Genomic DNA, 13,411 nt, shown 5'->3' on the forward strand with positions numbered 1-13,411 from the left:
GCTAAGCACAAGCTCAGCGGCATTATTTCAGCACACAAAGTTGTCCCATCTTCTCTCCGAACGCTGACGAGGTTAGCTGACGGATTCGGGCAAGAAAGTTGCCCTACCTAAAAAGGATTCACCCCTGAAGACCGGTTCCCCCGCTTCTTTGAATTAAGCGATTTAAGATGTGGAAAATTTTTTTCTATTTCAAACAGAAGTTTACTTCTGAGTCCGCAGTTTGTAAAGCCTCTTATATCACTTTTACCAAAATTCAGGGGAATGTCTTTATGAAACGTCCGCGCTGGATTATGTTGCTTACGTAAAACATATTTTTATCATGATAAGTTAGATTCACTATCGAAAGAAGGTTGCTGTAGACCCACCCGATGCCCATATGTTACCATAATTTTACGTTATTTATGTGGGGGTATAATGATGGAACCGTCAAGAGTCGCGTTTCTATCCGTGCTGAGCAACACATTCGTCGTCTTGTTGAAAATCATTGTTGCGATGATTACCGGTTCTGTGGCTGTACTGTCCGAAGCGATCCACACGTCGATTGATCTGATGGCTTCGCTCATCGCTTTTTTCTCAGTCCGTATTTCAGGGATACCTGCTGACAGAGTACACCCCTATGGACATGGAAAAGTTGAGAATATATCGGGCACGGTTGAAACCCTGCTCATCTATGTGGCGGGAATCTGGATTATTTACGAGTCGGTCAAAAAATTGATTCACCCTGAACCCACGCAGCTCCCGACACTTGGCATTGTGGTGATGCTGGTAGGGGCTACAATTAACTTTCTCGTGTCAAGATTAATTAATAAAACGGCTGACAGAACGCATTCAGTGGCTATGAAATCCAATGCGTTTCATCTTTTGACTGATGTCTACACCTCACTGGGTGTCGCCATCAGTTTGCTTCTGGCCGCACTGACGGGATGGACCATTTTAGATCCAATCATCGGCATCGTTCTGGCTAGTTACATCATGTTTGAAGCGACCAAATTGCTCCAGGTATCTTTCCCGCCGCTGATGGACGCAAGACTGTCGGCGAAGGAAGAGACTGAAATTATGGACATCATTGAATCCTATCATAATGAGTACATTGAGGTGCACAATTTTCGAACGAGACGTTCAGGTCCGGAAGAATACATTGAGTTCCATCTTGTTGTCCCTTCCCATCTGGAGATTGACGCCGTGGAAGAGTTAACGGATCGAATAGAGGGGAGCATACAAGGTAAGATTCCCCGCGCGCAAATACTCATTCACGCGGAACCGGAATATGAGCGGAAGAACAGTCCAGAGAGTAGCGAGTCAAACAAAGAAAAATAATCGTTTGGGTTATGGAAAAGTAGAAATACGATTGAATCCAAAAAAGGATGTCCGTAAGTCAAGAAAAGACTCATCAGGCATCCTCTTTTTTGTCACGCATTAATTTCCCGAACAAGCCGACCAAGAAAGCGGACCTTTGAAAAATCCACGACCTCGCAATTTATACCTTCATTATTTCTGATGATCAGGCTGCTATAGGTTAATATCTTTGCTTTGCCCGCAAAAATCCTGCCGTCTTCCATTTGGACGATCACGCGGTCCCCATTAAGAAACAACCGACGCTGCTCAATGATCCACAGTGAAAAATGTGCTGCACCAATAAAATCAATAATGTTCGCTCCGCATGTTTCAAATGCGAAGGTTCTGGGAAAGACGTGCTCTCCGTCTTTAATCGTGTATGGATAATAATGTGTATCGGCCGACGAATCCGAGGGTATGCTCCCTTCATCTAATTCGGTCAGAAGGGGCACCTTCACAGAACGGGTTGGTTCAGGTCTGATTTTTAAAACCTCCAAACAACAGCTCAAGAGCTGTTTGTGAAAAATATTTTCTTAATCAATTGATCGGCAACTATTCGTTTCTTTTCAACTTTTTCCAACAAATAATGTGTTTATTATAAGGCGATTGCTGTTCATTTTTCAAATCTGAAGTAGTAATTCAACCGATTTTCAGTTAGGCTAATGCCATTATTCCCATACTTCCGCATTTTATCACTTGGCAATGGTTATTTGGTTTCCTTTTGCAGAGCTCTTTTCAAAAAATTAACAGTGATCCCGGTCTATTTGACAGACAGGCCCGTATACATGGTAGTACAACCCATAGGGATCAGGGAGGTCAACGATGATGTATCGCCGATCATTTACTTTAATAACAGGTGCATTGCTTCTGCTGTCACTGATTTTGCTTTCGGCATGCGGCGGGACGGCCGACAGGAAACCGGACAGCGTGAGTTATGTTAAAAACAAAGCGGATTTGGCCAAAATCTCTAAAAGTACTAAATATATTCAGAGGGAGCTGTTCCTGACCGACGCCACCGGTTTACTTGTGCCGCAGCCGACCGCTCTTCCGGATACCCATACGCCAGTAAAACAGGTTCTTCAATATCTGGTTAAAGACGGTCCGGTGAGTAATCTGCTGCCGAGCGGATTTCAGGCAGTCCTGCCTTCGGATACGGTGGTCAACAGTACGTCTCTAGATTCAGGAGGTCATCTGACTGCGGATTTTTCAAAAGATCTGCTTGGTGCCAGACCTGAGGATCGGGAGCGGATCGTCCAGTCCATTGTCTGGACGGCGACCCAGTTTGATACGGTTAACAGCGTGACGATCAGTGTAGCCGGCAAAGTACTGAGTGAGTGGCCGGGCGGTGGGCAACCGGTCGGAAGAGATCTGACACGTGCGGATGGAATCAATATGACCTTCGGAAGCGTGGCGGATGTGACGGGCAGCCGGTCTCAGACGGTTTATTATCTGGCTTCCGACAAGGGCAAATCTTTTGACGTGCCGGTCACTGTTCGCGTTGCGGACACCGCTGATCCGTTGTCTGCGCTGGTCAATGCGATGATTCATGAACCTGCGGGAAGCGACTTTATTTCAGCGTTCAATCCGGATATTCAGTTGCTTGAGAAACCGGTGATTAAAAATGGCGTTGTGCAGCTGCATTTTAACAGCGCCATTTATGAAGATAAGGAATCCAAAACGATCAGTGATCAGGCGCTGCGCAGTTTGGTTCTGACCCTGACTGGTGAAAGTGGAATCAGGCAGGTATCCATTAAGATTGGCAATTCCAGTAAAGTGACACTTGAGTCAGGAAAGACACTCACGGGGCCTGTATCCCGGTCAATGGTAAACGCGTCCGGACTGTAATGACCAGATACAAATTATGGTATAGTAAGAGGGGCAGTTGCCTGCCCCTCTTCAGTTTGAGCAAAAATATAGTGACCGGAGGATATAGGTGTAATGAGACCAGATGGAAGAAAAAATGATGAGCTTCGATCCATTCAAATACAGACGGGTTACATTATTCATCCGGAAGGATCTGTGCTGATCACGGTCGGCCAGACGAAAGTGATCTGCAATGCCAGTATAGAGGATAGGGTTCCGCCGTTTATGCGCGGACAGAAAAAAGGGTGGATTACCGCCGAATATTCGATGCTTCCCCGGGCGACCCCTGAGCGTACGATGCGTGAATCCGCCCGCGGGAAGATAGGCGGACGGACGATGGAAATTCAGCGCCTGATTGGCCGGGCGTTGCGCTCGGTCGTGGCTCTGGATCAGATCGGCGAGCGGACGATCTGGATCGACTGTGATGTGATCCAGGCGGACGGTGGAACGCGTACGGCATCAATCACTGGCGCGTTTGTCGCCATGGTGCTTGCCTTTAAGAAAGCAATGGACCGCGGGCAGATTGAAAAAATTCCCGTCCATTCCTATCTGGCGGCCACTTCGGTCGGTATCCATCCCGTTTACGGGTCGATTCTCGACTTGTGCTACAAAGAAGATTCCACAACGGATGTGGATATGAATATCGTCATGAACAGCAAAGGCCATTTTGTAGAGATACAGGGGACAGGCGAAGAAGCCACTTTCAGTGACGAGGAGCTGGCTGAACTGATCCGTCTGGCCAAGAAGGGAATTGGAGAACTGATTGCCGCCGAAAAGTCAGTGATCGGCGATATTCTGACAGAGCAAAAGGTGGGGACCGGTAAGTGACACAAGTATTAATTGCATCCAATAATCAGGGGAAAATCAGGGAGATCAAAACTTTGCTCGCGGATTTTCATGTGGAGGTCCGCTCACTGAAAGATCTTGGCATTGACATTGATGTGCCTGAAACAGGTACAACTTTTCAGGAAAACGCCGCTTTGAAGGCAGAAACGCTTTCCAAAAAAATGAATATGATCACGCTTGCCGATGATTCCGGGCTCTCTGTCGACGCGATCGGTGGTGAACCGGGAATCTTTTCAGCCCGTTATTCAGGTCCGGAAAAGGACAGTGAGCGAAACATCGATAAATTACTTGGAAAATTAGACGGGATTCCTTTAGAAAAGCGCACAGCCCATTTTACGTGTGTGCTGGCATTCAGTCGTCCCGGAAAGCCAACTCGTTTTGCGGAGGGACGCTGCGACGGACTGATCACACTTGAACGCCATGGCAGCGACGGATTTGGCTATGATCCCGTCTTCCTCGTCCCACAAGAGAAACTGACTTTCGCGGAAATGGGCGATGAAGAAAAGAACACAATCAGCCATCGCGCTCTGGCGCTCCGCCAACTGAAGGCGAATTGGAAAAATTGGGCCGGTGAGGAATAATGAAATGGCTGATCGTCAGTGATACGCATGGCCTGAAGAACGAAGTAGCTGAATTGAAAAAGCGTTATGAAGGACAGGTCGAGGCTTTGATTCACTGCGGTGATTCGGAACTCCGGGCAGACAGCCCGGAGATTCAGAATTACCTGACTGTGGAAGGCAACTGCGATTTACCGGGGAATTTTCCAAATGAAATTGTCCGTCAGTCTGGTCCGCTTAAACTGTTGGTTGCCCACGGACATTTGCTTGGCGTCAGAACTTCTCCGGCTAATCTGATTTATCGCGGTCTTGAAGAAAAGGCTGACGTCATATGTTATGGGCATACACATTTTGCCGGATCGTTCAAAGAGCAAGGTATGATAGGCATTAATCCCGGAAGCCTCCGCCTGCCGAGAAATTATCCAGAAGGTACATATGTGATTCTCGATCTCAGCCCGGACAGGAAGAGGATCAGGGTGAATTACTTTAACTTTAAGGGTGAGCCGGTGAAAAAGTTCACTACCGAATATTCATGGGATGTCAAATAGATCTGGCTATTAAAGATGGCCCGGTTTCTGTGCAATCAGAAACCGGGCCTTTTTCACATATAAAATGACACCTTCTTCAAGGTGTCATCGGAAATGATGAGGAGGGGCACTTATACGGCGGATTTTCAGACAGTCTGATTGTCTGCCTGATAGTTTATCTTATGTAGCGCTCTGCAACGGAGAAAGGGATGGATGGAGGAGTAAAAAGGCCTCTTTTTACAAGGAATGAATGAGACATCATGAAATTGGAAAAACTGCCCATTAGATACGGATCGGCTGCATGCTTGATTCGTTATCAGGATTGAGGTGGTTTTGTGGAAGGTCATTTTTTTAAAGGTGCGGCATGGGCGATGGCGATCTGCCTTCCGTTCTGGATGCTCGTTGTCATTCTGTTCCTAATCTTCTGATTGGGTTGTCCGCGCTGCTTTGTACTGCTACAATCGAGAAGTAGAAATTGAGAAAAGGGCGGGTATCAGCGCTCGGTTGCGATGTACCAAGAGTACAGTGTCTACCGCCAATGCTACTGAAACGGCATTCGTGATGGCACGATATGTAGAAAAGACGCCAAGGATCATTTGGCGGTCTCTTTTGAATCAGATTTGTAAATTTGTTATTTAAAAATCATTAAATTATTAAAAAAGTATAGAAAATTGTTTCACTCTCTGCTATATTAGTAGAGCACTTCATTAAAGCAATAATCCCCATTGAGCCCTTTGAGGGCTTTTTTTTATTTCTCCTACCCGGCGAATACTTCACTTATCATACATTCTCCCTATTGGGCGCATACTACCTTCGAGGTGAAAGCTATGCGCACGATGTGGAAAGGCTCAATTCAGTTCGGCCTTGTTTATATCCCAATCAAACTCTACACAGCGACGGAAGATAAAGACATCAAATTAAGAATGCTTCACAAAGACTGCATGGCACCAATCAACTATACAAGAACCTGTTCAAAATGCGGCAAGGCTGTCACGCCTGAAGAGATTATTAAGGCTTATGAATACGCTCCTGAGCAATTTGTGCCGATTAGTGAGCAGGAATTGAATGAACTGCAGGATGACAGCAGCAAAAGCATTGAAATTATTAATTTTGTAAACCTCAGTGAGATCGATCCGATTTATTTCGAAAAGTCTTACTTTATCGGACCGGACAGCGGGCAGGGACTTCGGGCGTTCTCTTTACTGCGGCAGACAATCAGTGATTCAGATAAAATCGGGCTTGCCAATATTATTATTCGCGCCAAACAGCATCTCGCGGCCATTCGCAGTTATGGAAATGGGATGCTTCTTGAGACACTGTATTATCCCGATGAAGTGCGAAGCATGAATGAAGTGCCCGGATTAAGCGACATAGCTCCCGAAAATGCGCCCAAAGAAGTGGAAATTGCCTCGCAGCTGGTTGGACAGTTGACAACGGAATTCAAACCCGACAACTATAAAGATGACTACCGTCTGAAAATGCAGAAACTGATTGAAAACAAAGTGGCCGGAATCATTCCCCAGGAGAAAAAGGACGCTCCGAGGCAGAAGAATGTGGTCGACCTACTTGCTGCGCTTGAAGCGAGTGTCAGAGAGACCAAGCCGAAGAGACGGGCACCGCGGCGGAAAAAAACGGTATAGCGCGATGGAATTTCATCCGATTATTCCGCCCGAACCGGTGTTATTCAAACAAATACCGGACGGCACAGAATGGCTGCATCAGGTCAAATGGGACGGGGTCAGGATCCTTACTTATTACGACGGCAAAGAGGTCCGTCTTTTTAACCGCAGGCTGAATGAGCGAACCGATATATTTCCGGAACTGAAGGATGTCGACTCTTATACAACTGCGACTTCTGTGATTTTCGACGGTGAAGTCATTGCTCTTGACGAGGAAGGCAAGCCATCCTTCCACGAAGTGATGAGGCGCGACGGAATCAGAAGCAAGGAACGTGCGCTGCGGGCCGTGGACATCGTGCCGATCACATACATGATCTTTGACGTGATCTTCTGCAATGGCCAATGGCTGGATCATGAAGAACTGGATATACGATTGGCTATGCTTTCGAAGATCGTCAGACCGAATGGGACAGTCCGGCTGGTATCTTCCTATGAAGACGGGTTCGCACTTTTCGATGCTGTTTGCGAACAGGGCCTTGAGGGTATCGTGTCCAAGAGGCGAAACAGTGAGTATCCGATGCGGAGAAAAGATCCGGCCTGGAGAAAAATTAAATACTATAAAGACCTGATCGCAGTCATCGGTGGTGTCACTTTCCGTTCCGGGATTGTCAATGCATTGCTGCTCGGCCTTTATAACGAGCGGGATCAGCTGATCTACATCGGGCATGCGGGAACGGGAAAACTGACTTCATCGGATTGGGTAACCCTCACGCGGAAATTAATTCCGCTGCAGTCAGAAAACAGGCCTTTTTTTAATTTGCCCGAACGGACGAAGGGAGCGCAGTGGCTGATTCCAAAGCTGACGGCTAAAATTCAGTATCAGGCCTGGACTTCGTCGGGATCCTTGAGACAGCCCAGTATCCAGGCGATTGTCGATCAAAATCCGGAAAAGTGCAGGTTAAACTTATGTTGAATACAGTAAATTCCATTTCCAAAAGTCAAGGCACTGAGCTGACACATCCGGACAAAATCATTTGGGAGAAACCTCAAATCAATAAATTTCAGTATCTCTCTTATCTCAGCCGCGCCGCACCGCGGATGCTTCCATTCCTGACCGGTCGTCAGCTGACCGTTATTCGCTGGCCGCACGGAGTACCAGGGGCATCTTTTTTTCAGAAAAACTGTCCGGATTATGCGCCTGACTTTATTCAGACATCGGAAAAAGACGGTACACGCTACATCGTATGTAACGATCTCAAAACGCTGCTCTGGATGGGCAACCAGCTTGCTATCGAATACCACATTCCGTTTCAGAAGGCAGGTTCGGTGCGTCCACAGGAAATTGTTTTTGATCTTGATCCGGCTGAGCGCGCGGACTTCCCCCTGGCGATTAAAGCGGCGAGAGAGATGAAGCAACTATTTGACAGGCTGATGATCAGAGGCTATCCAAAGCTTTCCGGGAGCAGGGGCATTCAGATTCACATTCCAATTCATTATCTTCGATTGTCCTATTCGGATACACGTCTTTTCACATCATTCGTTGCTGGTGTTCTGGTTGAAAAATTTCCGGATGATTTTACAACCGAGAGGCTGAAGAAAAACCGCGGCGGCCGGCTTTATATTGATTACGTGCAGCACGCCGCAGGAAAAACAATTATTTGTCCCTACTCACCGCGGGGAAAAGAGGGGGCTACAGTAGCTGCTCCACTGTTTTGGGAAGAAGTCTGCGACCGGTTAAGGATGGAAGACTTCTCCATACCTGCAGTTTTTGAAAGAATGTCAAACGGTACTGATCCAATGCGGGATTTTTTCCAACAGAAAAATGATTCGTTGACGAGGATTATTCGTTCACTTAAAAGAAGGCTTTGTTAAAGTTTTCTGTTGTTTTTCGCTCCAGACACTCGCTTTCCGCTCCAATCAACGGAGGGGCAAAAACAACATTGAATTTAAACATAGCCTAAAAGAAAAAAATGGATCCTTGATAAGGTTCATTTTATGAAAACAGTTGAAATCCCATATATCCTAGTTGTATAATATGAATTACCTTCTGTTTTTGTTTTTCGTTTCTTTCTCATCTCTCTGCCCTAACGCAGAGAGTTTTTTTTCGTAATGGCCCTGGTTAAAACTCAGCGTTGTTTGAGCGGAAGGTGCGAGGCTCTTGTGGGAACAGAGAGCGCACGAAGCGAAAAACAACTGATACGTTTAACGGTACCTTCACAATAAATAAAGGGCACCTTGATGGGTACCCTGAACTGAAGCCCGGTATTTGTCTGGGGTGAGGCATGCTCTCCATTTTAGTAGCAGAAAGCTGTGCCGATAATGACGAGCAGAATAAACAGAACAATCAATAGCGCAAAACTATTTCCGTGTACGATTCCGCCGGTAGCCGGAGTGCCCATACGTGACACCTCCTCATCTCATGATAATTTATTATATGAGCCGCGGGCGAATGCGGAATGAATAAATGGCCCATTTGCTTACGCACGAGAATACGGGGAAAAATTCCCATGAAAAGTGCGATTTTGTTTATTTTTTGTATAGATTTAATTGTTACAGTGTTAAAGGGGAGTTTCATCATATAGTTTGATCCTGCAGAATGAATATAAAAGTCCTTTTGCAGGATTTTTTTCTATGGATTAATGAAAAATTAAGGTTCTGAATTTACGATGTATTTGTCAGGTTGGCAGTTCCATTGACCGATGCTTTCTAAAGACAGCTTCTCTGAAACCAAGTGAGCTGCCGAAGCGTAAGTATAACCAAATGGAAAGCATGGCAAAGTGCCGATGCTGTCATTATAACTTGAATGAAGCAATACCCCCCCAATTTCAGGACCCTTTTAAGGGTCCTATTTTTTTATGGTTTAGGGTCAATCAGTTGTATCAATCAAGCTTTCCAGAGTATAATATAGATATGGAAACGTTTACAATTCCATAAGGAGCGTGAGAGAGATGTTAGCTGTAGGTGTGTTTGGCACAATTGTTTTAATCGTTCCTGTTATTGGCGCTGTCTGGTGGGACAGATATAGAAAAAGTTTAGGGTTGTATGACTGATTCAACGGACCCGGACGGAATACATGCCGGTCACAGACCGGCGATACATAGGATCATTTAAGTGAAAAAATATATGTGGACAAACAGATACAGGGGACATTTTACCCTGTATCTGTTTGTGTATTAGGAAAACCGGGCGGGGAACTGTCTTGCGATGCCATATGCCATGATGTCGGCCATTTTCAGTGCCTGCTGCTCGATCAAATCAAAAACATGGATACTTTCCGTATACTTTTTCGTTAACAAGTCGACAGCTTCAGTCTTAGTCAGTGCCAGATGCTCATGCAGCATCATCTGCCAGTCTCTCGCAGACCAGTACGGATTGATACTGGCAAGAAAAGTGGCAATTTCATCGGCGTTCGCATACCATTTCTTTTCGGCTTCTGTTGCGGCCGACTGATTGCCGGCTTTGGCCGCTTGGACAAGCTGAGCGGCAATCACTAGGTGATCCGTGAAAAGCGAGGCAAATTTAGCGGCAATTTCCTGTCCGTAAAGCGGAGCCAATAATTGCTCAAAGTCCTTGGGATTTCTGAGCAGACGATTTGTTGTGTACTCGCTGTCAGGTAAGGCAAACACAATTCCGCTGATCGTCAGCCGGGTCCAGAATACATGCTGTTCCCAAAGCATGCGTAAATGATTTCTCAACTCAGCTTCAGCCATACTGATGCGCTGTGGACTCATTCGGATCACAACCTTAATAAAGTTTTTTAAAGCTTATGAATTTCATCGAAAAAAAATAACGCAGTGCGGTATTACTGATGGATTTGAACCCTTGTGCCAATCGGGACGGCGGCAGATAATTCCAGAACATCGTAATTGAACATTCTGATGCATCCCTTTGAGACATCCCTGCCGATTGAAGCTGGATTATTCGTTCCATGTATCCCATAATGAGGTTTTGACAGCCCCATCCAGAGCACGCCAAAAGGTCCACCGGGGTGTCGCTGTTTATTAATGATGGTATACGTGCCGGAAGGAGTGGGCGATAACATTTTTCCAACGGCTATTGAGTAAGTTTTTATCAGTCTGTCTCCGTCAAACAATTTTAGTTGATGTCGTGATGTTGATATATCAATCCATTTCGCCATAAAGATCAACTCCATTATCCGGGATATCAATAGGGCTCCTTACTCAATCCGGCTCAACAGCAAAAAATCCCGCCAGATGGCGGGTCATCCTCTGTTTGGTTAAATCCAGAAAAATGGGAAAAAGAAAGGTGAAAAAAATGGAGGTCTGAAAAAAGGAAATGGGACCCGGAATGGCGAAAAACGGAAGAATCCGGGAAAACGTCCGAACTGCCTACTGTCATCTTCCCTCGCATGCTCATCTCTCTCTGCAACAAGCATTGTAACGGATTCATTGTCGACATTTAAAATAATCCCTTCAATGATCCTCCCATCGTTTAAATGGCCGATAACGTAATGGTTGATGTGTTTCTCACATAACTGCTTAATTTTCTTATGATCCGCATTTTCATGTGCCGGGTAGTTACTGATATTATCCCGCTGATCATAGAACGGGCCTGCTTCTTGACTCATTTTCAAATTCCCCCTTTGCAATGAACAGGGTATTCACCTATGGGGGAATGTGTTCATTGTATTGTCTCAAGGGATGACTATGCGATGGCCAATGCAATGAAACCCATTCCTTAGTACGAATCTGAACCGTTATCCTATTTTTGATTCGGGTGAAGGTCGTATTTGGCGAGCACTTTTTCCGCTCTGTATTGAGCGATATTGAATGATTGCCAGGGACGTTTTGTTTCAAGGATCCGTTTTTTCTCAAATAAATCATTTTCGATTTTTTCTGCTACCGCAGGATCCTTTGCCTGAAGCAGTACGGTCATTTCCGAAATCGCGTCATCTGAGAGTGAGGTGAGATAAGAAACATCTATTTTCCCTGTGCGATCATATCTTTCTATATTGAATTTTGTGATCAGCACATCAATATTCGCGTAGTTAATGATCACAAATGCAGTGATTGCAGTCAGCAGATACAACCTGTAAAGCTTTATGTCTTCTTTCCAGATACGGGAAAATGTAAGAATAAAAAGAACAAACAGAAAAATCATAAACGCGTGGGTCAATACCCTGAGGTACGTATAGCCATACATCTGCTCATATAAGTACATTCTGACAAAAGCGGAAAGCAGGATGACAAGGGTACAGATGACGAGCAGCGATTCCAGACACTGAATCGTCCGGATCCCGGCGATGCCGCCTTTTTTTGTAAAATAGATGAGCAGTAATAAAATGCTGAAATTGATGAGTGTGACAACAACTAACTCGAAAAATCCTCGGCGTGCGTACTCGGAATAAGTGAAATTGCCGGGGAGCGCTAAGGAGAAGCCGCCAAATAAATACGAGAACTGGATAAAGGTGAACAGCACATAGATTACATTGACAATGCTTAAAACAGTCGACGCTATCACATGATCAATGCCTCGATGGATCGAGATCTCAGCGTTGACCTCCAGGAGAGGCCTGGATGACTTCGGCTTAATAAGACTCCAGATATAGCTGAATGACAGGACCGCGACAAGAGCCGCAAGCAGGATTCTCGGAATCAATGTATCGAGGTTAATGTCAACATAAAATGATGGAATCTGATTAACAAAATGTCCGAAGACTTCGTCGGCAGAAGCCAGTAATGAGACAATCAGAACGAGCAGCGGAACCGTAATGACAAATCCCAGCAATACCTTTAGAAAGGTGCTGTCTCTTTTTACGCCAATCTTTGAACGTACGGCTTTTACTGCGACAATAAAGGGCAATGCGATGAAAGCGAATGGCCGGTAGAAGAAGCCATACAGGATGTCCCCGATAAAATGAACGGAATACCATGCGCCCTTTGATCTTTTAGTGATCAGCGTTGTCTGCATCACTACGAGGACTGGAATGGCAAGAAAATTCAAAGCGTAAAAAATGAGATTGGAAAAAAACAAATAGGAAAGTGACAGCATCAGAATGGGAACGAGCAATAACCAGCCGAAATCCATTTTTAATTGGATTTGCTTCCGGACATTCCAAAGAAATAGGATGTAAAAAATAACCACAAAAACGGGATACGAAATACCTAAAGATTTACCATAAAAGAACACGTCAACTAGAATACCAAGCAATACGGCACTTAAAAGAAGAAGCGTGCTTTTTCGGCGCAAAATGGGACCATGGCTACGATCGTCGATTACTTTTTTATCCAAAAAATTCTCCATTTTCATTCACTCCTTTTAGGGCATCGAAAAAGTAATAAATTCTATGATTAAAGCAATAGAACCTAAAGCTGCAGTCACCAAAGTTGAACTAAAAATTATTTTTAGGATGAGAAGCTTACTTTTTTCCGTGTGAACTGATTTTCGATAAATAAGATAAATAAGAACGCCTGAAAGGATGGAACCAATCCAGACTGTAAGTCCTGACGGTGTCACTAACTTTTCCCAGTCAAAGATCCAGAAGTATAAAATGAATAAATGAACACCAACCAAAGTGATCGAAAATGGGACTAACAGTCGTTTTAACATCGTCGCGTCACCTCCTCATTGACTCGGGATCATCGGACTTATTCCAAAAGCAGGTTCATATACCGTCTGACCGACCCAGAAAACTGAGAAACAA

Annotated in this window: 15 protein-coding genes and 1 riboswitch; of the genes, 8 read left to right on the forward strand and 7 right to left on the reverse strand. The window is 45.1% G+C overall.

Annotated features, from left to right (window positions below; all coding sequences use genetic code 11):
* Positions 1 to 47: 47 nt before the first annotated feature.
* A riboswitch (cyclic di-AMP (ydaO/yuaA leader) is annotated at positions 48 to 170 on the reverse strand.
* Positions 171 to 417: 247 nt separating this feature from the next.
* Positions 418 to 1,317: a cation diffusion facilitator family transporter gene (locus E4665_RS03655; RefSeq protein WP_135347458.1), complete on the forward strand. Its 900-nt coding sequence runs from the start codon at positions 418 to 420 to the stop codon at positions 1,315 to 1,317.
* Positions 1,318 to 1,409: 92 nt separating this feature from the next.
* Here the strand turns inward: E4665_RS03655 and E4665_RS03660 are convergent, their stop codons facing one another.
* On the reverse strand, positions 1,410 to 1,832 hold the full coding sequence (locus E4665_RS03660; protein WP_135347459.1) for a hypothetical protein: 423 nt from the start codon (positions 1,830 to 1,832) through the stop codon (positions 1,410 to 1,412).
* 325 nt (positions 1,833 to 2,157) lie between these two features.
* Here E4665_RS03660 and E4665_RS03665 point away from each other — a divergent pair, with 325 nt between their 5' ends.
* The 7 genes from E4665_RS03665 to ligD all read left to right on the forward strand — a co-directional run bounded on the left by E4665_RS03665 (position 2,158) and on the right by ligD (position 8,619).
* Positions 2,158 to 3,180: a GerMN domain-containing protein gene (locus tag E4665_RS03665; protein ID WP_241654651.1), complete on the forward strand. Its 1,023-nt coding sequence runs from the start codon at positions 2,158 to 2,160 to the stop codon at positions 3,178 to 3,180.
* Positions 3,181 to 3,273: 93 nt separating this feature from the next.
* Complete coding sequence (gene rph / locus E4665_RS03670; protein ID WP_135347460.1) at positions 3,274 to 4,026, forward strand: ribonuclease PH; 753 nt, start codon at positions 3,274 to 3,276, stop codon at positions 4,024 to 4,026.
* Positions 4,023 to 4,625 carry an XTP/dITP diphosphatase gene (locus E4665_RS03675; protein ID WP_135347461.1) on the forward strand — a complete coding sequence of 201 codons (603 nt, stop codon included), beginning with the start codon at positions 4,023 to 4,025 and terminating at the stop codon, positions 4,623 to 4,625. The genes rph and E4665_RS03675 overlap by 4 nt, the downstream gene beginning before the upstream one ends.
* Positions 4,625 to 5,149, forward strand: a complete 525-nt coding sequence (locus tag E4665_RS03680; RefSeq protein ID WP_135347462.1) for a metallophosphoesterase family protein — start codon at positions 4,625 to 4,627, stop codon at positions 5,147 to 5,149. The genes E4665_RS03675 and E4665_RS03680 overlap by 1 nt, the downstream gene beginning before the upstream one ends.
* An 806-nt stretch (positions 5,150 to 5,955) precedes the next feature.
* The gene (gene ku / locus E4665_RS03685; protein ID WP_135347463.1) at positions 5,956 to 6,768 is read left to right on the forward strand and encodes a non-homologous end joining protein Ku; all 813 of its coding nucleotides are present in this window, start codon (positions 5,956 to 5,958) and stop codon (positions 6,766 to 6,768) included.
* Positions 6,769 to 6,772: 4 nt separating this feature from the next.
* Positions 6,773 to 7,720 carry an ATP-dependent DNA ligase gene (locus E4665_RS03690; protein WP_135347653.1) on the forward strand — a complete coding sequence of 316 codons (948 nt, stop codon included), beginning with the start codon at positions 6,773 to 6,775 and terminating at the stop codon, positions 7,718 to 7,720.
* A complete protein-coding gene (gene ligD, locus E4665_RS03695) occupies positions 7,714 to 8,619 on the forward strand; it encodes a non-homologous end-joining DNA ligase (protein ID WP_135347464.1) in 906 nt (301 codons plus the stop codon). Before E4665_RS03690 ends, ligD begins: the two co-directional genes overlap by 7 nt.
* Before the next feature lie 422 nt (positions 8,620 to 9,041).
* Here the strand turns inward: ligD and E4665_RS03700 are convergent, their stop codons facing one another.
* From E4665_RS03700 to E4665_RS03725, 6 genes are all read right to left on the reverse strand, one after another.
* Positions 9,042 to 9,146, reverse strand: a complete 105-nt coding sequence (locus E4665_RS03700; protein WP_135347465.1) for a YjcZ family sporulation protein — start codon at positions 9,144 to 9,146, stop codon at positions 9,042 to 9,044.
* Between the two features lie 774 nt (positions 9,147 to 9,920).
* Positions 9,921 to 10,478 carry an acetylglutamate kinase gene (locus E4665_RS03705; protein WP_241654652.1) on the reverse strand — a complete coding sequence of 186 codons (558 nt, stop codon included), beginning with the start codon at positions 10,476 to 10,478 and terminating at the stop codon, positions 9,921 to 9,923.
* A gap of 71 nt (positions 10,479 to 10,549) precedes the next feature.
* Positions 10,550 to 10,885, reverse strand: coding sequence for a L,D-transpeptidase (locus E4665_RS03710; protein ID WP_135347466.1), 336 nt, complete (start codon positions 10,883 to 10,885; stop codon positions 10,550 to 10,552).
* Positions 10,886 to 10,984: 99 nt separating this feature from the next.
* Positions 10,985 to 11,335 carry a hypothetical protein gene (locus E4665_RS03715; RefSeq protein ID WP_174845443.1) on the reverse strand — a complete coding sequence of 117 codons (351 nt, stop codon included), beginning with the start codon at positions 11,333 to 11,335 and terminating at the stop codon, positions 10,985 to 10,987.
* 134 nt (positions 11,336 to 11,469) lie between these two features.
* Complete coding sequence (locus tag E4665_RS03720; RefSeq protein WP_135347467.1) at positions 11,470 to 13,011, reverse strand: DUF4153 domain-containing protein; 1,542 nt, start codon at positions 13,009 to 13,011, stop codon at positions 11,470 to 11,472.
* A gap of 15 nt (positions 13,012 to 13,026) precedes the next feature.
* Positions 13,027 to 13,317 (reverse strand): hypothetical protein, encoded by a 291-nt coding sequence (locus E4665_RS03725; protein ID WP_135347468.1) that lies wholly within the window; start codon positions 13,315 to 13,317, stop codon positions 13,027 to 13,029.
* Between the last annotated feature and the right edge of the window lie 94 nt (positions 13,318 to 13,411).

Origin of the sequence: Sporolactobacillus shoreae, assembly GCF_004684935.1 — a bacterium.
Lineage (GTDB): Bacteria > Bacillota > Bacilli > Bacillales > Sporolactobacillaceae > Sporolactobacillus > Sporolactobacillus shoreae.